Source organism: Ureibacillus sp. FSL K6-0786 (assembly GCF_037965165.1).
Taxonomy (GTDB): Bacteria; Bacillota; Bacilli; order Bacillales_A; family Planococcaceae; genus Ureibacillus; species Ureibacillus thermosphaericus.
In genome coordinates, this window is record NZ_CP150191.1 from 1,056,010 (window position 1) to 1,079,683 (window position 23,674).

21 protein-coding genes are annotated in these 23,674 nt (G+C 37.1%); 7 read left to right on the top strand and 14 right to left on the bottom strand.

The genetic code is table 11. The annotated features are described in order from the left end of the window. The first annotated feature begins 62 nt into the window (after positions 1-62). The 4 genes from lpdA to NSQ18_RS05135 all read left to right on the top strand — a co-directional run bounded on the left by lpdA (position 63) and on the right by NSQ18_RS05135 (position 4,793). The gene (lpdA, locus tag NSQ18_RS05120; RefSeq protein WP_339289296.1) at positions 63-1,430 is read left to right on the top strand and encodes a dihydrolipoyl dehydrogenase; all 1,368 of its coding nucleotides are present in this window, start codon (positions 63-65) and stop codon (positions 1,428-1,430) included. Between the two features lie 125 nt (positions 1,431-1,555). After that, on the top strand, positions 1,556-2,491 hold the full coding sequence (locus tag NSQ18_RS05125) for a thiamine pyrophosphate-dependent dehydrogenase E1 component subunit alpha (protein WP_339289603.1): 936 nt from the start codon (positions 1,556-1,558) through the stop codon (positions 2,489-2,491). 30 nt (positions 2,492-2,521) lie between these two features. Beyond that, positions 2,522-3,556: an alpha-ketoacid dehydrogenase subunit beta gene (locus tag NSQ18_RS05130; protein ID WP_016837340.1), complete on the top strand. Its 1,035-nt coding sequence runs from the start codon at positions 2,522-2,524 to the stop codon at positions 3,554-3,556. A gap of 16 nt (positions 3,557-3,572) precedes the next feature. After that, positions 3,573-4,793, top strand: coding sequence for a dihydrolipoamide acetyltransferase family protein (locus NSQ18_RS05135; RefSeq protein WP_016837341.1), 1,221 nt, complete (start codon positions 3,573-3,575; stop codon positions 4,791-4,793). A gap of 133 nt (positions 4,794-4,926) precedes the next feature. Here the strand turns inward: NSQ18_RS05135 and NSQ18_RS05140 are convergent, their stop codons facing one another. Together NSQ18_RS05140 and NSQ18_RS05145 are read right to left on the bottom strand one after the other, a co-directional pair. Further along, entirely contained in the window at positions 4,927-5,988 is a 1,062-nt protein-coding gene (locus tag NSQ18_RS05140; RefSeq protein ID WP_339289298.1) for a nucleotide kinase, read from the bottom strand. 68 nt (positions 5,989-6,056) lie between these two features. After that, positions 6,057-7,244, bottom strand: a complete 1,188-nt coding sequence (locus NSQ18_RS05145) for a glycine C-acetyltransferase (RefSeq protein ID WP_339289299.1) — start codon at positions 7,242-7,244, stop codon at positions 6,057-6,059. Positions 7,245-7,481: 237 nt separating this feature from the next. Here NSQ18_RS05145 and NSQ18_RS05150 point away from each other — a divergent pair, with 237 nt between their 5' ends. Beyond that, positions 7,482-7,979 carry a GNAT family N-acetyltransferase gene (locus tag NSQ18_RS05150; protein WP_016837344.1) on the top strand — a complete coding sequence of 166 codons (498 nt, stop codon included), beginning with the start codon at positions 7,482-7,484 and terminating at the stop codon, positions 7,977-7,979. A gap of 105 nt (positions 7,980-8,084) precedes the next feature. On the opposite strand, the gene NSQ18_RS05155 is transcribed toward NSQ18_RS05150, so the two are convergent. The 12 genes from NSQ18_RS05155 to NSQ18_RS05210 form a co-directional block, all read right to left on the bottom strand. Further along, on the bottom strand, positions 8,085-8,732 hold the full coding sequence (locus tag NSQ18_RS05155; protein WP_016837345.1) for a membrane protein: 648 nt from the start codon (positions 8,730-8,732) through the stop codon (positions 8,085-8,087). Positions 8,733-8,799: 67 nt separating this feature from the next. Then, complete coding sequence (gene ybaK, locus NSQ18_RS05160; RefSeq protein WP_168411827.1) at positions 8,800-9,285, bottom strand: Cys-tRNA(Pro) deacylase; 486 nt, start codon at positions 9,283-9,285, stop codon at positions 8,800-8,802. 344 nt (positions 9,286-9,629) lie between these two features. Further along, positions 9,630-11,813, bottom strand: a complete 2,184-nt coding sequence (locus NSQ18_RS05165) for a DNA topoisomerase III (RefSeq protein WP_016837347.1) — start codon at positions 11,811-11,813, stop codon at positions 9,630-9,632. Between the two features lie 128 nt (positions 11,814-11,941). Continuing rightward, positions 11,942-12,808: a glycosyltransferase family 8 protein gene (locus NSQ18_RS05170; RefSeq protein WP_016837348.1), complete on the bottom strand. Its 867-nt coding sequence runs from the start codon at positions 12,806-12,808 to the stop codon at positions 11,942-11,944. A gap of 175 nt (positions 12,809-12,983) precedes the next feature. Next, complete coding sequence (locus NSQ18_RS05175) at positions 12,984-13,631, bottom strand: DUF1541 domain-containing protein (RefSeq protein ID WP_339289302.1); 648 nt, start codon at positions 13,629-13,631, stop codon at positions 12,984-12,986. A gap of 342 nt (positions 13,632-13,973) precedes the next feature. After that, positions 13,974-16,403: a heavy metal translocating P-type ATPase gene (locus tag NSQ18_RS05180; protein ID WP_339289303.1), complete on the bottom strand. Its 2,430-nt coding sequence runs from the start codon at positions 16,401-16,403 to the stop codon at positions 13,974-13,976. Between the two features lie 95 nt (positions 16,404-16,498). Then, positions 16,499-16,705, bottom strand: a complete 207-nt coding sequence (gene copZ / locus NSQ18_RS05185) for a copper chaperone CopZ (RefSeq protein WP_016837351.1) — start codon at positions 16,703-16,705, stop codon at positions 16,499-16,501. 19 nt (positions 16,706-16,724) lie between these two features. After that, complete coding sequence (locus NSQ18_RS05190) at positions 16,725-17,042, bottom strand: metal-sensitive transcriptional regulator (protein ID WP_016837352.1); 318 nt, start codon at positions 17,040-17,042, stop codon at positions 16,725-16,727. A 138-nt stretch (positions 17,043-17,180) separates the two neighbouring features. Beyond that, complete coding sequence (locus NSQ18_RS05195) at positions 17,181-18,308, bottom strand: Ger(x)C family spore germination protein (RefSeq protein WP_339289306.1); 1,128 nt, start codon at positions 18,306-18,308, stop codon at positions 17,181-17,183. Further along, positions 18,280-19,398, bottom strand: coding sequence for a GerAB/ArcD/ProY family transporter (locus NSQ18_RS05200; RefSeq protein WP_096550250.1), 1,119 nt, complete (start codon positions 19,396-19,398; stop codon positions 18,280-18,282). The genes NSQ18_RS05195 and NSQ18_RS05200 overlap by 29 nt, the downstream gene beginning before the upstream one ends. Next, positions 19,395-20,738 (bottom strand): spore germination protein, encoded by a 1,344-nt coding sequence (locus NSQ18_RS05205; RefSeq protein ID WP_016837355.1) that lies wholly within the window; start codon positions 20,736-20,738, stop codon positions 19,395-19,397. Before NSQ18_RS05205 ends, NSQ18_RS05200 begins: the two co-directional genes overlap by 4 nt. Before the next feature lie 249 nt (positions 20,739-20,987). Continuing rightward, positions 20,988-21,542: an NADPH-dependent FMN reductase gene (locus NSQ18_RS05210; protein WP_016837356.1), complete on the bottom strand. Its 555-nt coding sequence runs from the start codon at positions 21,540-21,542 to the stop codon at positions 20,988-20,990. A gap of 519 nt (positions 21,543-22,061) precedes the next feature. On the opposite strand from NSQ18_RS05210, the gene NSQ18_RS05215 reads away from it, so the two are divergent. Beyond that, positions 22,062-23,108 carry a hypothetical protein gene (locus NSQ18_RS05215; protein WP_016837357.1) on the top strand — a complete coding sequence of 349 codons (1,047 nt, stop codon included), beginning with the start codon at positions 22,062-22,064 and terminating at the stop codon, positions 23,106-23,108. 188 nt (positions 23,109-23,296) lie between these two features. Further along, entirely contained in the window at positions 23,297-23,674 is a 378-nt protein-coding gene (locus tag NSQ18_RS05220; RefSeq protein ID WP_026018993.1) for a response regulator, read from the top strand.

The following is a 23,674-nucleotide window of genomic DNA, read 5'->3' on the forward strand; positions in this document are numbered from 1 at the left end:
CATTTCATTATTCCGAAAATTCTAACTTTTGCAATTCATGCGAAAGAAAAGAAGGTGATTCCTTGAAAACTTATGATGTACTCATTATCGGAGCCGGACCCGGTGGATATGTTGCCGCAGAAGAAGCTGCACAGCTCGGTAATTCAGTCTGCGTGATTGAAAAAAATGCCATTGGTGGCTGCTGTCTCAACGTCGGTTGCATTCCTTCCAAAGCTTACCTGCAATATAGCCACTGGTTGTCCGCTGTTCATGCTCTTAATGCAAACGGTTTATCAGTTACAGTGAATCAAATTGATTTCCCCTCCGTTGTGAAAAGAAAAAACAAGATTATCTCCACCTTGCAATCCGGTATTCACTTGACGTTTAAAAAGAATGGTATCCAATATATTACAGGTGAAGCAAAATACGTAGAAGGAAAAATTTTCGAAGTGAACGGAGAGCGATACTACGGAAAAAATGTGTTACTTGCCATGGGCGGTGCCCCCTTCGTCCCAAACATCCCAGGATTAAGCGATGTAGATTATTTAACGACGAACTCCTTTTTTGACATGGAAACATTGCCAAATCAATTGACCATTATCGGCGGCGGGGTAATCGGTGTTGAATTGGCCTATGCCATGAAAAGATTCGGCGCCGATGTCACGATTATCGAAGCCGCACCGGATATATTGTTAACGGTTGATTCGGAAGCCCGTTCCATTGTGAAAGAAAAGCTTCAGAGGATGGGTATAAAAATCATTACGAAGGCTTCCATCCAAAAAGTGAAAAAAGGATGCGTCCTTCTTTCCAGTGAGGAAATTCCTTTTGATCAACTGCTGGTGGCAACAGGCAGAAAACAAAACTTGGAAATCCCGTTAGCAATGGGACTTGAATTGGATGAAAGAAAACATTTTGTCAAAGTAAATGAATATTATGAAACAAGCATGAAAAATGTTTATGCCATTGGCGATTTAATTGGCGGTTATACATTGGCACATGCAGCCAGTGCGGAAGGCATAAAAGCTGTTCGTGCCATAAATGGAAAAAAAGAAAGGCCTGTATCTCCATACAGTATTCCTCGCCCGCTTTTCATCGAACCGGAAGTTGCTGAGTTTGGGATGAGCGAAGAAGAAGCAAGACAAAAAGGCTATGACGTAATCGTTGAAAAAATGCCTTTTTCATTTAATGGACGAGCCATTGTTGCCAATGAAACAGAAGGCTTTGTCAAAATCATATCCGAATCCAAATATCGGGAAATATTAGGTGCCGTGATTGTCGGACCTAACGCAGCAGACTTAATTCACCAAATTCTAGCAGTTTATGAATCCGAAGGTACTGTTGATGAATTGGCAAACACAGTCTTCGCCCACCCTACTGTATCCGAGTTAATCCAAGAAACAGCAAAAAGAATTTATAAAACATCAATAAATTTAAGGAGGAATCAAGAATGACGCAAAAAGCAAAAGGCATGCCTAAATTGTTTGCGAGTGTTGATACGTCGGTGAAAGAATTGGTAGATTTAGAAATTCGTACAGCTACGGATACAGCGGAATTAACGAAAGATAAGGCAAAATCCATGTATAAATCAATGGAGGATATCCGCAATTTTGAAGAAAATGTAAAACGTTTCTTTGCTGCCGGAGAAATTCCAGGGTTTGTACACTTATATGCCGGTGAGGAAGCAATTGCTGTAGGGGTTTGTGCTCACCTATCCGATGAAGATTACATTACAAGTACCCACCGGGGACATGGCCACTGTATCGCGAAAGGCGGCGATTTAAAAGGAATGATGGCTGAAATCTTTGGCAAAGCCACAGGACTTTGCAAAGGTAAAGGCGGTTCCATGCACATTGCCGACATGGATAAAGGAATTTTAGGTGCCAACGGAATGGTTGGAGGTGGTTTCGGACTGGCAACAGGTGCTGCCATGCGCAACAAATATAAGAAAACGGACCGGGTTGCCGTTTGCTTCTTCGGTGATGGTGCTGCTAATGAAGGTGTATTCCATGAATGTTTGAACATGGCATCCATTTGGAAGTTGCCAGTGATTTTTGTATGTGAGAATAACCTTTTCGCCGAATCCACTCCACAATGGTATTCTTCCGCTTCCCGCACAATCGCGGAAAGAGCTGCCGCCTACAATATGCCTGGTGTTCGGGTGAACGGAAAAGATGTTGTCGCCGTATATGAAGCAGCTGGCGAAGCCATTGAACGCGCACGCAAAGGTGAAGGACCAACGTTAATTGAATGCGTCACTTACCGGAACCACGGACACTTTGAAGGTGACGAACAAAGTTACAAAGCACCTAGTGGAGAAGAAAAAGAATGGGCGGAAGTGGATCCGCTTGAAGTATTCCGTCAATACGCCATTGAAAACGGCTTGTTGACGGAAGAAGAATTAGATCAATTGAAAGAAGAATCCGTTCGCGATATTGAAGAGGCAATTGAATTCGCGAAAGAAAGTCCAGAACCATCACCTGAATCACTCTATCAAGATGTTTTTGCGGACTAATCTAAAAAACTTGGAAAGGAGTTATAGAGAATGGCTAGAGAAATTTTGTTCATGAATGCACTTAATGAAGCGCTTGATCAAGCAATGGCAAAAGATGAAAACGTCATTTTATTAGGTGAAGATATTGCAGGCGGAGCGGAAGTCCAACATTTGGAAGAGGCCAACGAAGATGCTTGGGGCGGTGTAATGGGCGTAACCCGCGGCCTTGCACCAAAATACGGCCGTGAACGAGTTATCGATACGCCGCTTTCCGAAATGGGTTATATGGCTGCGGCTGTAGGTATGGCTGTTACCGGTTTGCGTCCTGTAGCTGAGCTGATGTTTAGCGACTTTATCGGCTTTTGCTTTGACTCCATCATCGGACAAGGTTCAAAAATGCGCTACATGTTCGGCGGAAAAGCGAAAGTTCCAATGACAGTGCGCACAATGCACGGTGCAGGGGTGAATGCAGCCGCTCAACACTCCGGCTCCTACTACGGTTTATTCGGTTCAATTCCTGGCGTCAAAGTCGTTGTCCCTGCAACACCATATGATGCAAAAGGTCTTCTCCTCTCCGCAATTGAAGATGATAACCTTGTCATCTTTTCGGAAGATAAAACATTGTACGGAATGAAAGGCGAAGTACCGGAAGAATATTACACAGTCCCAATTGGCAAAGCTGCCATCAAACGTGAAGGTAAAGATTTAACAATTGTTACCATTGGAAAAATGTTGTACGTCGGCTTAGAAGTTGCAGACATTTTAGAAAAGGATAATATCTCAGTCGAAGTCATTGACTTGCGCACTGTTGCACCATGGGATGAAGAAACAGTGCTGGAGTCTGTGAAGAAAACAGGCCGCTTAATTATCATCGATGAATCCAATCCGCACAACAACACGGCAACTGATATAGCTTCAGTTGTAGCAGACAAAGCCTTTGATTATTTAGATGGACCGATCAAATGTGTATGCGCGCCAAACACACCTGTTCCGTTTGCTGCTAATCTTGAAAAATTATATATCCCAGATGCTAATAAAGTATTGACAGTAGCGACAGAAATTATCGATGACTTGAGAGTTAAATAGAGAGGGGTGATTCATCATGGCTACGGAAATATTGATGCCTAAGCTAGGCTTGACGATGACAGAGGGTACAGTGGAACATTGGTTTGTAAATGAAGGGGATGAAGTTCATGCAGGTGATGCAGTGGCGGAAATCAGTTCAGAGAAATTGACAAGTGAAGTCGTTGCACCAGAGTCCGGTACAATCATTAAAATTGTCGCTCAAGTAGGAGATGTCGTACCAAGCAAAAAGCCAATTGCCTTTATTGGAAAACCAAATGAACAAATCAACTCCCCTTCTCCATCATTAAGTGTAAAAGAACCGAAAAAAGTAGAAACAGCAAAAGCAGTTCCAACCGCAAAAACGGAGATGATAGAAAAAGAAGCTGGAGAACGAATCTTTATTACGCCGGTTGCCCGTAAAATGGCAAATGAACTTGGCATTGATATTCGTAACGTAACAGGTACTGGCGGTAATGGACGCATTACTCGATTAGACATATTAAGATATCAAGCTTCCATGGAACAAGCAGCTCCTTCAATAGAAAATGCACCATCCACACAATCAGTTTCCTATGGTGCTGGACTATCCGGAATGCGCAAAACCATTGCTCAACGGATGATGCGCAGTGTTCAGACAACCGCTCAAGTAACAAACCATAGAAAAGTGGATATTACGGAATTAATGAAATTCCGTGAAGAAATAAAAACAAAAGTAAAAGAACCGCTCACAAATGGCGAGTTAAGCATCAATACCCTATTAACAAAAGCGGTAGTTTTAGCCTTAAAAGATACGCCGGATATGAATGCTTGGTATCATAACGGCGAATATATCCGCGTAGATGAAGTGCATATTGGAATGGCAACGGCAATCGAAGAAGGTTTAGTCGTTCCTGTTATTAAAAATACGCATCTCATGTCCTTATCCCAACTCGGTGCAGCTATTCAAAAAGTAACAACAGAAGCACGACAAGGTACGCTTGATGGAAGCCTCTATAGCGGGTCAACCTTTACGATTACCAACTTAGGCGGCTATGAAATCGAATACTTCACACCAATCTTGAATACACCGGAAGTAGGTATTTTAGGTGTGGGGGCCATCCAAAAAGAACTGGCACTAGAAGATGGCCAAGTTGTAGAAAAATTAAAATTGCCTCTCAGTTTAACATACGATCATCAAATTATAGATGGTGCACCTGCTTCTGAGTTTTTAAGTAAAATTGCTGATTATTTGCAAGACCCTTATCGTTTGCTTTTATAAAAAATAAAAGGAGTGAGTCATTCACTCCCCTGCCTCCTTATATATAAGGGTTCCTAAAGAGATTTTCACTCTTCACCCAATTCTTTAACCCTTGGTTTCTCACAAGAGAAATCCAAGGGTTTTAAGTTGATCGTTAAAACAAATGCGCAGATTGCGTTTTCCATTTTGATAGATTCGTTGATAAGTCAATAATTTCACGCATTTCTTTTTCGGCCTCTGCATACAGTTTTGCGTAGTTTGTTGCATGTTGAATTGCATTCCGATATTCTTTTGAAATCTCTTGAATCTTCTCTTCTGCTTCTTCTGTTAGTTTACAATGTTTTACAATATCAACAATCTGATCACCGGCTCTTCCATCTTCAGGGAAGTATTCATGGGGAGCGGTACTATCAAAAATACAAAGCTTTAATTCTGGTAAAATAACCATGTCAATTGATTTTGAATCTAGTCCACACCATACTTTTTGTACATCAAATCCCCGTTTTAGCGCATCTTGAGTTAGTTTTTTTAACATGCTGGATTTGCCTGTTCCCGGTAGCCCTTTAATAAAGTATCTTCTTTCTAAATTTCGCGTAATATTTTGCAAATAATCTCTTGCCCCATTTGGCGTAAGCGTTCCGAATAATCGATGAGTTAACACCCCTTTTTTATTAAGAAGCATGCCATCAAAAATTTGATCAAACAGTTCATCCCGATGTTGTTCAAGCCCCTTCCAATCCATATGAGACTGCGTCTGTTTTTCCCACTCATCATGTATTTCAATGGCGGATTGGAGCGAAGCAAAACATTTATTATGCCAATTATTTATTTCTTCAGAAAGCTCCTTTATTCGTTGACCATGCTTTTTAAGTGATGCCTCATCTAAACATTCATAAAAGGAAATAATTTGATCGCGAGTACCCAGGTGAGTCGGTTCAATAGAAGGAGTGGAACTTTTGAGGAATAACGTATGGATGTCTTTTATGAATACTGCTTGAATTGTATTTTCAAAAAGAGGGTCATAGAAAAATTCAATATCATGGCCTTTGTTTACATAATGATAGCCAATTTCTTTCAATAAATTGGATACATTAAATCCAAAAATTCCTTTTAAAAAGTAGACTTTATCGGCTTCCTTGATAATCTCTTGATACAGATTTTTCATTCCTTGCCCGGTCATCGCCTGCCCGAAAAACTTCGTAATGGAACCTTTCAAATGATCATCCTTTCTTATTGGAATGCCAGGCACCTCTAATTAGATTTTGCAAATTCAATCCTTTACACCTAGATTACGCCTAGTTCACGCCCCACTTTTTCGTAGATTGAAAGTGCTTTATCTAGCATTGCTTTTGAATGTCCTGCTGTAGGCATATTGCGAATACGCCCTGTTCCCCTAGGCACTGTAGGATACACAATCGCTTTCGCATAAACACCTTCTTCCAGTAGACGCTTGGAAAACCGTTGCGTCAGTTTTTCTTCTCCAATGATGCACGGAGTAATCGGCGTTTCCGAATTTCCAATATCAAATCCAAGCTGTTTTAATCCTTCTTTGAAATAATTTCCATTCTCCCATAATTTCTCTGTTAGTTCATTTGAATCCATTAACATATTTATCGCCGCAATGATAGCCGCTACATCACCTGGAGGCACTGCCGTTGAAAATAGAAACGGACGGGAGCGCACTTTCAGCCAATCGATTAACTTCCTTTTTCCTGCCACATATCCTCCGACAACGCCAATCGCTTTTGATAATGTACCAATTTGGAAATCAATGTCTTTCTCTAACCCAAAATGTTTTACCGTACCTCTTCCTTTTCCAGTGACCCCTGAACCGTGAGCATCATCGACATAAGTGATGAGATCAAATTCCTTTGCGATTTCCACAATATCCGGAAGCTTCGCCAAGTCCCCATCCATTGAAAACACGCCATCTGTGATGACCATGATTTTTTGATAACGTCCGCACTCTACAGCTTCTTTTGCTTTTTTCCGCAAATCATCCATATCAGAATGAGTATATGCAACAATATGTGCTTTTGATAATCGGCACCCATCTATGATGGAAGCGTGATTCAATTGATCCGATAAAATGCAATCATCTTTTCCCATGACAGCTGAAATGGCGGCCATATTACAATTGAACCCAGATTGATAGCTAATTGCCGCTTCTGTTCCTTTAAATTCTGCTATCTTTACTTCCAATTGATCATGTAAATCTAGCGTTCCATTAATTGTGCGAACCGCTCCTGCTCCAACTCCATATTGATCGATAGCGCGTTTCGCCACTTCCTTTAATTCTTGATTCGTCGCTAATCCTAAATAATTATTGGAAGATAAATTAATTAACCGTTTACCATTGATTTGGATTTCAGGACCATTTGCCCCTTCCACCACATCAATTTCGTTGTATAACCCTTGGCTTTTCAATTGCTGTAAGTTTTCTTCAAGAAAAGAATCTAAAGCTTTTGCCAATTTTGCACCTCCAGACCAGGTTTCTAGAAACAATATATGATTCAAACTATAGATTCTTTTCTAGTCTTGATTAACTTTTCCGTTTGAAACGTACTTCGTAATAATATGAAGAATTTTATGACTACATCTAACTCGAGAAAATCATATTGTAGTTCCTTTCTCAAACAATAAAAAGCGCATATGGAAGTTATTTCTTTTATACTAGAAATAAAGAATAAAGATAAAAGGATGACGATAATGACAATGATATTTCGAATTGCTACCCTTAATGATTTGCCAATTATTGTGGATATCTATAATTCTACAATTCCAAGTAGAATGGTTACTGCCGATATCGCCCCGGTATCAGTTGAAGATCGACTAAATTGGTTTCATGAACATCAGCCTGAAAAAAGACCTTTATGGGTTGTAGAATATGAAGGAGATATTTGTGGTTGGGTAAGTCTTCAATCGTTCTACGGAAGACCCGCTTATGATGCCACTGCTGAAATTAGTATCTACATTCACGAAAACTATAGAGGGAAAGGACTCGGAAAAAAGATTCTAAGCAAAGCGATTGAGGAAAGTCTTAAGTTAGAAATCGATACACTAATCGCTTTTATCTTCGGACATAATGAACCTAGCATTCGCTTATTTTCAAGTTTGGGTTTTGAAAAGTGGGGGCATTTACCAGAAGTTGCTAATTTAGATGGTGTGAAAAGAGATTTAGTCATTCTTGGGAAAAAGGTAAACTAAATTTACGACATGAATAAAGCACAAAAACCCAAGAAATACCGATAAAATATTTCTTGGGTCTTCAATTGAAAAATTCACCTATTCAATTCTCGCAAACTCTCATGATTACTGATGAATAAGCGGCTTTTCCTCTTTTATCTCTTCTTCCCCGATGCATTTTGTCAATAGTTTTTGGCAGTAAGGTAATGAAAATTGCACGATATAGCCAGAAACAATGGCAATAATGATTGTACCAACGCCAAGTGGACCACCTAACATCCATCCAATCACGGCAACAACTAATTCAATAGAGATGCGAGCTACTTTAATGCTTCCGCCTAATTTTTCTACAATCCACATCATTAAACCATCTCTAGGACCAGAACCTAAATTCGGTGATATGTACATACCCGTACCAAAACTTAGAACAAAAATTCCTACAATAAAATAGATCAGTTGGAAGGCAAATGACTCCGCATCGGGCAAAAGCCAATAGAAGAAATCAATAAATGCACCAATCAACAGCATGTTTAACCATGTGCCGATCTTCGGAAAACTTCTATACATCAACGAAGTAAATGCCAAAATGACGAGTCCCGTAATGATTACCCAAGAACCAATCGATAAGCCGATTGTTTTATACAAGGCAATATGCAACACGTCCCATGCATTAACCCCTATATCCTCTCCTTTAATTACCATCGCAATTCCTAATCCCATGATGATTAAACCGACAATGTAAAATCCCCATCGCCATGAATATTCTCTTCTCATTGAAAATGCGCCTTCTTTCTATCTATTAAATCGTAAATTTCTATGTTCATTATTTTAATGCAAAAAATCATGGTTTCGTAACCGGAACAAAAGTAGCATTTACTACATTCGCTAAATCGTTAGGCGCCAATTGTATTTGCAGTCCAATTTTTCCGCCGCTCACGATGATATAATCGAGTTCTTTTGCCGAATGTTCTATGAAAGTTGGAAACAATTTTTTCATTCCAATTGGTGAACAACCACCTCGTATATAACCAGTTGTAGCAAGTAAATCTTTTAGTGGAAGCATCTCTACTTTCTTTTCCCCCGCCACCCGAGCTGCTGCTTTTAAATCTAACTCTGCCTCAACAGGAATGACAAACACATAAAATTTCTGAGTACCTGCTGTTGTCACAAGCGTTTTGTAAACGTGATTTGCAGGATGACCGATTTTCTGTGCAACGGATACTCCATCAATAGCTCCTGCTGTCTCATAAGTAATCGTCTGATAAGGCACCTTTTGTAAATCTAATAACCGAATTGCGTTCGTTTTTGCGATTTTCTTTTTAGCCAACCCTTCATCACCTTCACTTCCAATGAATGTAATTTATATCATAACAAAAAATTTCAAATTTCTGAAAGTATGATTCTGAAATTCTTAATATAAAAAAGTTGTTCCATCATCGAAACGATCTGCTACGGCTCAAGTCGCTATGATAATCACCAAAATAAAAAATTGGGTTATCATATACTATTTAGTACAGCGACGACAACAGCAGAGGAGCTTCTTGGACTAATCATTTGCCCAAGTACGATGTTTATTAATGGAGCAAGTTTCAGTCTCTTTTTGAGTTTCTTCATATTTAAAGATGCTATAAAAAGAAACTAGGCAGCATCTTATCTGCCTAGTTCTTCTATTTAATCTAATTTTAATTTCTTTAATGCTTCCGCAAGAGCGTTATTAATCGGTTCTTTTTCGTCTTCTTTCTTCAAATATTTTTGCAGAGTGCGCTTATCCACTTTACCATTCGTTTGTTGTTTTCGTTTTTCTTGGAACGTGGACCATTTTTCTCGGAATCCGCATTGACATACAAGAATTTGGCCCTCTCCTTCTCCTCGCAATTCCAGCTTCTTATGGCAATTCGGACAACGAACATTCGTGAAGCGAGAAATGCTTTTTCGATAACCGCATTGTCGATCTTGGCAAACAAGCATTTTCCCTTTTTTTCCGTTCACTTCTAGCATTGGCTTTCCACATTCAGGACAGTTTTTTGTTGAAAGATTGTCATGTTTGTATTTTTTATCGCTCGATTTGATTTCTCCAACAATTTCTTTTGTATACTGCTTCATTTCGTTGATGAACGTTTCTTTTTTCATTTTGCCTTTCGAAATTTGTTCCAACTTCATCTCCCACTCAGCAGTTAGAGCTGGAGATTTTAAATCTTCTGGCACTAAATCTAAGAGTTGACGCCCTTTTGAAGTTATATAAATTTCTTTTCCGTCCCGTTTTTCAATTAAGAAACTATTGAATAATTTTTCAATAATATCCGCGCGGGTCGCTACCGTCCCAAGTCCTCCGGTAGATTTTAAAGTATCTGCAAGCTTTCGATTGCTCGACTCTAAATACTTTGTCGGATTTTCCATTGCTGAAAGCAATGTGGCTTCGGTAAATCTTGCAGGTGGTTTTGTTTGTCCTTGAGTCATTTGAATACTCGTAATCGTTAGTGTATCCCCTTTTTCCATTTGCGGTAAAATTTGCTCATGTACATCCACTTCATCTTCTTCAACAAAATCATTTGCATATACTTTTTTCCATCCAGGTGTTAGTATATTTTTTCCTTTTGCAATAAATGTTTCGTCCCCAATTTTTGCGTTAATTGTAAGCTGTACGTATTCGGTTGGAGGAAGGAGTACTGCCAAAAATCGTTTTACAACTAAATCGTAAATTTTTCGCTCTTTATCGGAAAAAGAAGAAAGATTGACGTTCTGTTCTGTCGGGATAATGGCATGATGATCGCTCACTTTACTGTTATCCACAAAAGATTTATTAACTTTGATTGGCTTTTTTAATATTTCATTGGCAAGTTGTCGATATTCCCCTACACCACATGCTTTAAGCCTCTCAGGAATGGTAGCTACGATATCGGATGAAAGATATCGCGAATCCGTTCTTGGATACGTTAATACTTTATGATACTCATATAGCTTTTGCATAATATTCAACGTTTCTTTTGCGGAAAAGCCGAAAATTTTATTAGCATCCCGCTGCAATTCTGTTAAATCATAGAGGCCAGGAGCGTAAGATTTTTTCGTCTTTTTCTCGATGTTTGTAACGACAGCATGTTTGTTGCTTAATTTTTGGATGATCGATTCGATTTTTTCTTTGTGGAAACTTTGAGTGTTTCCTTTTGCATCTTTCCATGTTAGCTTCACTTTGTCGCTAGTCGCTTGTATTCCATAATAATTTTTCGGTACGAAGTTTTTGATTTCTTCTTCACGAGCAGCAATAATGGCAAGCGTCGGTGTCTGCACCCGTCCGCAGTTAAGTTGGGCGTTGTATTTTGTCGTAAGAGCACGGGTAGCGTTTAATCCGATATACCAGTCTGCTTCTGAACGGGCAACCGCTGAGGCATATAAGTTCTCATATTGCTTACCAGGCTTTAAATTATTAAAACCTTCCTTAATGGCTTTATCTGTCACCGATGAAATCCAAAGACGCTTGATGGGTTTACGAACTTTCGCTTTTTCAATAATCCAGCGAGCAACTAACTCCCCTTCTCGTCCGGCATCGGTTGCAATAATGATTTCCTTTACATCTTTTCGAAGCAGTTGATTTTTTACCACTTGAAATTGTTTCGCGGTTTGCTTAATGACCGAAAGTTTCATTTGTTCTGGCAGCATTGGTAAATCTTCAAGTTTCCATGTTTTATATTTCACATCGTAACTCTCAGGGTCTGCAAGGGTTACTAAATGACCAAGAGCCCAAGTAACGATATATTGATTCCCCTCTAAAAATCCATTTCCGCTTTTTTTGCAATTGAGCACTCGAGCAATATCACGAGCTACTGATGGTTTTTCGGCTAATACTACACTTTTTGCCATAGGTTACATCCTTTCGTCAGTCATAGGATAACTATAGCATATCTCGTCTCTCCATTCATTTTCGAGCCAACTATTGTATTTCCATTTTCACTATGCTTCATGGATAACTGTTACAATACTATTGCCACTTAATATACTTTTCCACTAGTAGATTCAGCTTTCCAATCTTCCAATGCTAAAATTGTGTCTTTCGTTATTTTCTCGTAATGTTTATATAATGAATAAAATTTCCCGCTGTAATTTTTCCTCCATGGTTTCTTTTTCCCACAGAAATGTAGGATAACTGTATGATTCATGACATAATCCATATCTACTTTACCATTACTTTTTAGCTTATAAATGTTATAAAATCTAGCATCATAATTGTACTTTACTTCGTCAATCCCTTTAATTTTCTTGGAATAAAGGGCGTTCATAATATCTTGGTCAGGCATAATAAGCTTAGAATGATATTTTTTTACAAAATTAAATATATCCTTTTCATCAATAACTTCCCGTTGCAATGCTAAGTTCATTAATAAAACGCCAGAGTTATAATACGCTTCCAAATCAAATGGATTGAATCGTATTTTATTAATTTCTACTATTGGCATTGTTCGATGATCTGCTGCTGCATAAAGATACCCTTCCAAATCAAGCTCATACAGTTCTCTGATTGGATTAATCACTAATATATCTGGATCTAAATAAAGTATACGGTCAATTGTTTGCGGCAAAAATTTATGGGCAAGTAATCGATAATACATCGTTTTCGTATAGTGCAAAAGAGTTGGGGCTTCGCTAAACAACTCTTCATCAATTTGAATAGGATGAAATTCATGACCTTCGCTAGCAATAAAAGTTTCTAATGATTCTAGTTGTTGAGCAGATATTGAAGAATGGACAAGATAAATGGAGAAATGCTCTTTTGGATTGTTCATAAACAGTGATTTTAACATTATTTTTAAAGGATAAAGATAATTGGAATCAACCGTGACAAGAATATTCTTCTTCATGGCTTTCATTCCTTTATATGAGTGCTAATAAGAATATCTTAATAAAAAAATCTGCTTATTAACAAATAATAGAAACAAAGCAACGTTCATAAACAATAAAAAACACACCATTTTGAGCTCTAATGCAAAATGGTGTGTTTTGATTGTTTCATTTTCGGATGCACAGTTTCAATATTTATTTTGCTGGAGATAATTCGCTTTCTTTGAGCCATTGATAATTTTTTACAGGATCTCCTTCTTTATCGATATAATCTACCATATAAACTACCGTTTCTTCAACGGTATCAATGACTCCTTCCGCTCCTTTCATCCCCTCTTCTCTGTCAGCTTCAATAATGACTTTAGATCCAACATCTAATTTTTTTTCACCAAGTGGCTGGATTTCTTCCCGAACAAACCATTTTTCGTTTTCTTCCAGTTTTTCATCGTATGTCGATACATAAGAAATGGAATATACTGTTGTTTCATAGGCTCCGACAATGGTTCCTTCTGATCCTTGCATATCATCATCATGAGCTGCATTGATGATGACTTTGTCTCCTATTTTATATTTCGGGTTTTTAGCTTCTTTTAATCCTTCCGGTATTTTTCCCCAAGTAGCATGCGATACATCGGCATGACTCTCTACACCATCCATGTTTGGCCCAACTACTTTATCTCCGTCTGCTTGATTGTTTGTTACGATATTGTCAGCTGAATCGTTATCCGTGTATTGAGCTGGATTTTCTGAATTTTCCATAGAGATGTTTTCATCTTTTTTTCCACATGCAGTTAAAGAAAAAACGCAAAGTGCTGCTGTGAGTATTAGAAGCTGCTTTTTCATTGGAATTCCTCCTGTTAGTGATGAAGTTTCTCTGGCAGACTCCACATTTGTTATATTTACAGCATTTGCATTTCATAGGGATTTATGCGTTGAAGTTAAATAGGAAGTTGCAAGTATTTTATTCAAAGTCGCAAGTATTTCAAATTTTCCCGAAACTTGCGAGGTAACGATAATTTTTGAAAAAGGGGACGCCGGAAAAGTCATTTGAGACGAACGCTTTGAGACGAGGATAATGGGAACTAGTTTCGACTACCACAGGAGCAAAGATTTTTAAAAAATCAAGATTATCAAGAGATAAGGGTGTCTAGGAAATTGTCGACTTTCTAAACACCCCTCATAACGCTATGAATTTAGTTTTACTCGTTGCAATCTTAATGCATTCAATACAACCGATACCGAGCTGAAGGCCATCGCTGCACCGGCAACCCATGGTGCAAGGAATCCTGCAGCCGCAATCGGAATACCTATCGTATTATAGGCAAAGGCCCAGAACAAATTTTGCTTAATGTTTCGCATTGTTTTATGACTCATCAAAATCGCATCCGCAATGCTATTTAAATCACCGCGCATTAACGTAATATCCGCTGCCGCTATTGCTACGTCTGTTCCGGTACCAATCGCCATTCCGATATCTGCTACAGCTAAAGCAGGAGCATCGTTAATGCCATCTCCGACCATTGCGACCTTTTTTCCTTCATTCTGCAATTTTTTAATTTCTTCTGCTTTCTGTTCTGGAAGCACTTCAGCGATTACTTGATTAATGCCAACTTCCTCTCCAATTGCTTTCGCCGTTCGTTCATTATCTCCTGTCAGCATAATCACTTCAATGTCCATTTCTTTTAGTCGTTGAATTGCTCGTTTTGACGTATCTTTCACCGTATCGCTGACAGCAACCAACCCTGTATACTTGCCGTCAATGCTCACTAACATAGCGGTTTTTCCTTTTTGCTCAAACTGTTCCATAAGAGGTAAAACGTCCGCTATCTCCACATGATTGTTTTGCATTAACCTTCTAGTTCCGATGAGCACTTCTTTTCCATCGACGCTTCCTTTAACACCCATGCCAGGAATTGCTTCAAATGCTTGAACTTCTCGAAAGGCAATTCCCTTCTTTTCAATCCCCTTCACAATAGCTTGGGCTAAAGGATGTTCTGATTGCTTTTCAATAGAACCAATTAAGGAAAGAAAAGTTTCTTCATCTTCACCTTCTGCCAATGAAAAATCCGTTAATTCTGGTTCACCTTTTGTAACAGTCCCTGTTTTATCCACTACGACCGTATCAATATGGTGAGCCTGTTCAAGATACTCTCCACCTTTAAATAAAATCCCGAACTCTGCAGCTCTTCCCGTACCAGCCATAATAGATGTCGGTGTTGCAAGACCTAGTGCACAAGGACAAGCAATGACTAAAACGGAAATCATTGCTTCTAATGCCGGTGTCACTTCCCCCGGTGTAATAATGAAAATCCAAGCTATAAAAGTTATAATCGCAATACCTACTACAATCGGGACAAAAATGCCAGATATTCGATCGGCAAGTCGTTGAATTGGAGCTTTTGATCCTTGAGCAGCTTCTACAATTTTTATAATTTGAGCAAGTGCTGTGTCGCGCCCAACTTTTGTGGCTTTTATTTTCATGAAACCATTTTTATTAATAGTTGAACCGTATACAATGGAACCAACTGTTTTATCTACTGGAATGCTTTCGCCTGTTAACATCGATTCGTCTACAGCCGTTATTCCTTCAATCACTTCGCCGTCTACAGGAATTTTCTCTCCTGGTTTTACGAAAATAATATCACCAACAACTACTTCTGCTAGAGGAATTTCCTTTTCCACACCATCCCTTAAAACAAGGGCAGTTTTTGCTTGTAACCCCATCAGTTTCTTAATCGCTTCTGATGAACGTCCTTTCGATTTCGCTTCAAATAATTTCCCTAAAAGAATTAATGTAATTAATACTGCGCTTGTTTCAAAATAAAGTTCAGGGTGCATATGAGTACCAAATGTTTTCAGTGTTTGATATAAACTGTAAAAATATGCGGCGGACGTACCGAGCACAACAAGAACGTCCATATTGGCACTGCCGTTCTTTAATGCTTTATATGCACCAACATAAAACTGCCATCCAATGATAAATTGCACTGGGGTAGCAAACGCCAATTGTACCCACGGATTCATTAAAAACTTAGGCATATAGATGAATGAAGTAAACGGAAAATGCCCTACCATTGTCCATAATAATGGTAAAGAAAAGATAGCAGCAATGATGAATTTACTCTTTTGTTTGCGGATTTCTTGAGCGCGATAATCCAGCTCTTCTTGATCATTTTCTTTTACGTGGGCGCCATAACCTAATTTTTCAATCCGCTGAATAATATCTGAAAGGCTGACTTCAGAAGGATGAAATTCGACCGTCGCATTTTCTAAAGCAAGATTGACCGTAGCATTTGAAATGCCAGACATTTTATTAAGCCCTTTTTCAATGCGATTGGCACAAGCCGCACAAGTCATTCCTGTAATGACGAGTTCCTTTTTCTCTTTTGCAACGCCATAACCTAAATCTTCAATTTTCTTTTCCAATTCTTTTACACTAATCTTGTTTGGATCAAAATCAATCGTTGATTTTTCTAATGCCAAGTTGACATGGGCATTCTCAACCCCGGGCATTTTCTTTAATCCTCTTTCAATGCGATTAGCACAAGCTGCACAAGTCATTCCTGTTATTTGCAGCGATGTTTCTTTTACATTAGGGTTTTGTTCTTGATTCATAATGAGGTTCACCTCTTGCGTATACCTTTATAGGGTATATTAAATGGAAGAAGAAAAGTGCTTCATTTGAAAAGCACTTTCCCTAATTACGTTTATTATTCCACATCGTAACCTTGTTCATCGATTGTTTCTTTAATTTGATCGATTGTAACTTTTGATTGATCAAAAGTTACATTTACTTCGCCAGCTGCTAAATTCACTTTTACCTCTTGTACACCATCTAAAGCACCAACGCTTCCTTCAACGGCTTTTACACAGTGATTGCAAGACATTCCTTTTACCTGTAATGTAACGTTTTCCATCACGTTTCCTCCCTCAAATTTATTTGCGCATCAACTTTTGAATCGTTATAACCAATTCATCGATGATTTCCGAATCTCCTTCTGCTAATCGATCGACAACACATCCTTTAATGTGTCCTTCTAATAAGATTTTGGCGACGCTATTTAAAGCCGATTGAGTAGCAGCAATTTGCGTAATCACATCATCACAATATACATCCCGTTCAATCATACCTTTAATGCCACGAATTTGTCCTTCAATTCGATTCAAACGGGTGATTAAATCCTTTTTTACATGTTCTGGATGGTGGCTCTTTCGGTGAGAACAATGCTCTTCATTTAGATTTTCCAGTTTCATCTACCTCCAATCCTTAAACTCATTATACTATACGGTGGTATGGTATGCAATTAATTAGAAGAAAGAAAAAAGATCTAATATGGAAGTGTTTTTTCCAACTCGATCTTTTTCCACGACTTTCCCCTATACTGGTTCAATTTATTGAATGCTACCTGTACTTTTCAAATTTGACTTCACAACGACTTCTACATCTGCGTTTTTATATGCTTCTAGCCATTCCTCGTGAGTCATTCGATTTTTAGGCAAAGTATGAGCATAATATTTTAAACCGAAACCGAACGGGTCATATCCTTCCCTTTTCATCTCATGAATAAATTCTGATACTTTTTCCTTCATTTCCTCATCTAACATTTTGCTATATCTTGATAATTCTTTACTGCTTAATGTATTCTTTGATTCTGTGATCACCCCTGCTAATTTCATTTCGATCTTTATGGAAGCTTTATTATTTTCTACATTTACATTGTATTTTGACTTGATGGAGTCAATTCTAGAAACAAAATATTCACGTTCTCTTTTTACAGCAAAGAATATCGTCTTTGCATTCATAGAAAGTGTTTTAAAAAGTAAAGTTTTGTCGGTATCTAATTCGTATGGAGGCCGATTATCTGCCAGTACTATTGATTTATTAATAATAAAATGTGTTTTCGGTTCGTTCATTTCAACAATCGGTAAAATTGGATCAATTCCTTCTTCTTTTAACCTTCTTCGAAAATCAAATAAAAAAGTGGAGATAATGTATGAACTTTCTGCTCCGTTATTGTCAAAATAATTGAAGATGGTTGGTTGTAATGCTGTTTCCCCTGCAGGTAAAAATTTAATAATCTCTTCAGCATTAGGTCTACCCACTGCAAAATAAGAAATCATTTGAATATCAGGTCTTCGTATGAGAAAATCCAATATTTCCTTATAATTATCATTTTGAAGTATTTTCTCCCCAACCACAATTAGCTTCGAGTGGCCAAAATCCAATTCTTTATCTAAATGAGATTCCAATATCGAAATCGTTTCTGCCAACGTCTTACCGTTTTTTGAAAGATATGTGTACTCAGGCGTTGGATTTTGTCTAAACGAACTCGATGGAACATAAAGCTTTAAGATGATTTTGTATGGTTTTTCAGGATCATCGGTCTCATCAATCCCAATCATCGAAACAAACACCATTTTATCTATATCTTTGAATTCTCCGCAACCTGTGAGGACGACTAGGAATGGAATCGTTATTAGGATGAATAATTTAACTTTCATTCGCTTTTTTATTAGCACCTTTCATCCTCCTAATGATATAGATAAATAAAAAAATCATAGCAAAGAAATTGACAACAGCTATGTTGAAGAAGTATTTGGAGTATTGAAACAACTGATACTCTGTTAATGATACGATTATATAGAGAGAACTAACGGTGAAAAAGACAATCAAAATGATATAACCGATATTTATTCCTTTAAATTTCATTTTTTCTAATTTGAAAATATACTTGAATAACTCGACCGCTACATGCCAGTGAATCAAGATACTTAAAAAAGCCATTGATAAATAAAGAAGTAAAAAAACATATACTAGACGTTCTATTACAAAATATCTCATTCTCATGGAGTCGCTCGTAGCAATCCATGGATAAATAAGCTCACCAACTGTCTCCGAACCATGAAAACCGATTGGTATAAAATAAGTCGTAAAAGTGGTTGCAATGGCGATAAAAACAAGTACAATGATTTGTTTTAAACCAAAGTTTTGTTTTTGGGTAAAGAAACGGTTAAAAATCACGAGATTCACTACGCCAAGAAATAAAAATATACTTGAAGAAACTGCATGTATATTGGGTGCTTGCACAACATGTAACATTGCTTCCCTAATAAAATCCCAATTTAAATTTTTGCTTGTATATGCTTTGATAATAATAAAAATAATGATAGGAAAATTAATTACAAAAACGATTTCGATGGTGTATAACACTCGATCGGTTTTCATAAAACATCCAAATATAATAGATAAAATTAAGGTTAACCCAATAAGCATAATTGGTATATCAGGAGTTAAATACCGTATAAGCAAAAAAGAGTAAGTAATTAATGTGCTTATCCCTGCAATAAACCACATAACCGCCATAAAAAATAATAATGGATAGTAAAACCATTTAGATGTCGTTTGTACCAACAGTTCCGGAAATGTCTTCCCTGGGAAGGCATTAAAAAATTTCGTATAAACAATCACAATTACTAGCCCTAATATGATACCGACAATTAAAGACAATACAGCTCCATCGTTTCGATACCGCAAAAGAATGGTAGGAACAGCTGAAATAATATTTGCAATCATATTAATCATGACTAAATAATAATAAAATCGACTCAAGCCTGTCCCTCCGAATCCTGATTACCTTTTCGGTAGTTATAAAACCTTAAATACGGTTCCCCAAAGCTTGTCAAATTTACTAGATACATAATGAAACATAAAAAACCTAATGTGAGGCCAGCTAATCCAAAAATACTCGCAATCACAATTAAAATTAATCGTACGATGCGTATTGCAAACGCCATTTCATTAACAGGAATGACGAAGGTCGAGATTGCAACTGCCGATACGATAATGACCATGATATTAGAAGCAAGGGCCGCTTCCGTTACAGCTGTTCCTAAAATAAGACCTCCAACCGTTGCTGCCGTTGCACTAATCGCCTTCGGAAGTCGAATACTCGCCTCGAGTAACAGTTCCATAAAAAAAAGCATAAATAATACTTCTACAAAGGAAGTAAATGGAACTCCCATTCTGCTTCCTGCGATGGTCAACATTAATTCTGTTCGAAATACCTCTGGTGAAAAGGACACAGCGCCTATATAAATTCCTGGAAGTAAAATACATACGAATATACCAATATAACGCAGCAATTTTAAATAATATGAAATCGCTAATGTGTGGTAATTATCTTCCATGGTTGTCATAAAATCGAAAAATACGACAGGCGCAATCATTGATTGAGGGCTACCGTCTACCAACAATATCACTTTCCCACCAGCAAGGTTGTAAACAATTCGGTCTGGTCGTTCTGTTAGTAACATTTTAGGAAATAAGGAATACCGTTGATCATTTAATAAAGTATTGAATTGAGGTGCCTCTGTAATGACTTGCATATCAATTTTCTCTAATTTTTCCCTGATACTTTCCAATGCCTTTCGTTTTACTTTTTTATCATCATAAATTAGCGCCATTTTTGGCTTATTTACTTCACCTTTTTCGAAATATTCAATCATTAAAGACGGTTGATGATACGAAGAACGTATCACATTAATATTGGTCATCAAGTTATCACTTAATGCCAATTCAGATCCATGGATGGTTGTTTCAACAGAAGTAGAATTGACATCACTATTTTTTGATAACTTGAAATCAAGGGAATATAAATTGTCTTGAATTTCAATAAGTACATTCCCTTCCATCACAAAATAAAGTGCTTTTTCTTTTGAAGGGACTTCTTGAAATTGAGGTAATGCAAATAAGTAAAGGTTAAATTGTTCTTGTGTCGGCAATTCAAAAAATGGATTAATAATGTATTTTTGATATAATTCTTGGTCAATTAGCGATTTAATAAATAATACTGTAATTTGTTTATGATCTAACTCTAACTTCTTTTGTATCAAATCATTCTTATCTTCAAATTGACTGGCAATCCATGAAAGATTTACTTTTGAAGACATTGGTATAATCTCCAATCTTCTATAGTATGAAGCAGTATATATTTTAGAATATCCAATTCACATACTTGCTAACCGTAAATTTATGAAAACGATTTATGCTCTTTACACACAAAAAGGATAAAAATTAGTGATGAATTGAAAAAATAAAAACACCTGTAAATCTTATTCACAAAGAATTACAGGTGTTTTCAATTAAAGTCTTTCTATTTTCAAATTTAGAAAAATTAATTAGTCGCGATTTATTCAAAATTAGTGTTTATCAATCGGTTCTTTTGTTAGCGATTCGCTCATTTTGCAATATTGAACGAAGACGCGAGCTAATTCACGTAAACGCTCATGAATATCCTGATCGATTATTTGATCATTTTCACCAAAATGGGATGTATGAGTATATACATAGTTTGGAGTGACTAAACAGCGGAAATAATCTAAAATCGGTCTGAATTGATTTTCCACAACTAAATGGTGTTGGAATGTGCCACCGTTAGCCACAATTGCTGCTGGTTTATAGCGCAACGCTTTTGGTGGCAACATATCTAAAGCATTTTTTAATACGCCAGGAATGGACGCTTGGTAAATAGGCGTTGCAAATATATAGCCATCCGCTTCTTCGAATTTTTGAATCATCATTTTCATATCGTCATTTAGCGGACTTCCATCTAAAATTTGATGTTTTAATTTAGAAAAATATAAAATTTCCAATTCCAAACTGGAATCAAATTCTTTTATATATTGCTCCACCTGTCTTAAGAGCGCACCCGTCTTTGTACCAAAAACTGTACCATCTACGAGTAGAATTTTCATGTTGTAAATCCTCCATCTATTGTTATCATCCATCTGTTAATTGTAGCAAATGCACAAATCTTTCGATAGGGAACCGTATTAAAAAAGAAAAAGTTCAGTCTTTAGGCTGAAAATATTATTCCATTGTTAGTTTACTGACGGGTATTTTAACGCGCATTCTCATATTATTATGGAGCATTCATTTAATTTATACTAAACGAAAATTTATTTTTGTTTTTTAATTCATCAACAAAATCAAATTATTTACAAACACTTGCCAGTTTTCGGACTTGCGGTTTCTCTCAAACTATTCGCCAGGTCTGATATGATAACAGAAAGCATTCCCACTGTTCCGCCAAAAACCATAGCTGAACGTCTGTTCATAGTAAACAACCTTTCATTTTCTTCCTTTCCCCATCATAAAATAATCAATATTTCAAAGCTAGAAAGTTGAAAATCTTTTACTTATTTATAATTTCACACATACTTTCAAATATTTAACCATATTTTAAATAATGATTGGGAAAGGATGGGATTGGTATGCAGAATGATTTGAGTAGAAAACCAAAAAAGAAAATTGCTTTTATCGTTGAGTATAGTGCTATTAAAGGCTACTACCCATTTGAAAGAACGAGCATCCTTGCAAAACTATTAAAAACTGAAGAGGACGTTACGGTTTTTCTTAAAAATGTATCAGATGAAGCATTAGAAATATTTACAGATGCACAACTTTCACCGATACTCTATGACCATATCGACGAACTAGTAAAACACCTGAAAGAATTGCAGCCAGATTTAATTGTACAAGATGGAAAAGATACGTATGTTGAATATGTAGAAACGATTAGACCGCTGTGCAAAACGTTAGTGCATTTCGATGATTTTGGTGAGGGAGCAGAGCTTGCTGATTGTAATATTATGTCTATATTAGAAGAAACGAGAGAAACGACTGCTCAAAATATTCTAGCAGGAAGCTTCGCCTTCGCGGTTACGGATACACTAAAATCAATTGCTGAATCTAGAGTTTCTAACGAATTATCAAACCCGCCACATATCATCGTTGCTTATGAAGATGGAGACGACAACAACTTAACATACCGCACTTTGCGCCACTTAACCCACCTACAAATCCCACTAAAAGTGACAATAGCAATCGATCGAGAATATAAGCATTCAATCAGCGATTTACAAATGATGGCGTTGAGCCGAAGAAATACAAAAATTTTCAAAGATGATAAACCACTCGATAAATTATTGCCAGTTGCAGATATCGTCATTTGTAACGCCAACTATACGCCATATAAAGTGGCTGCCGTCGGTATCCCTTGCATCGTATCAGCACAAAATGAACGGGAATTAAATAATATCTTCCCAAGAGAAAATAACGGTTTTATAAACTTAGGATTGGGCCGCAAAATGAAGCAGTCTAACATTCAAAATGCTGTTATGGAATTATTACTCCATGAAGCAAGACGTGAACGAGCAGTTCGAAAACAAATTCAATTAGAAATCCAAGATAATAATGAAGTATTAAAATCGCTTCTACTAGATTTCGCCTATGAACGGCATAATATTGTATCATTATAACCTAGCTTTTCAATACTATTTTCCTATATATCTAAACTTTTTAGCCGGTTCGATTTTAGAATCGGCTGTCTTTTTATATTAAATATCCATAAATTTTGTTAATTGTTAAAATTTTTGGATAGTCATCTAGAAAATCTTCATAGGTATGTAGTACTATATAAATAAGCAGGTATTAATAAAAGGAGCTGATGGCATTGGAAAAATTTACAGTTCTAATTTGTGACGATTCTCTCCTCATTAGAAAGAAATTAAAAGAAGCCCTCGAAGAATTAAATTTTCAAGCAATCTATGAAGCACAAAATGGCATTTCAGCAGTAGAACAAGTAGAAAAATATAAGCCAAATCTAGTATTTTTAGATATCGTTATGCCTGAAAAAGATGGAATTGAAACACTTAAAGAAATCAAAGAAATCAGTCCTGAGACGAAGGTTATAATGGCCTCTTCCGTTGGTACAAGCAGCAAATTAAAAGAAGCCCTTCAACTTGGTGCATATGATTTTATTCAAAAACCTATTCAATTTGAAACTCTTACGAACATTGTTGAGAAAGCCTTAAAGGAGGGATAA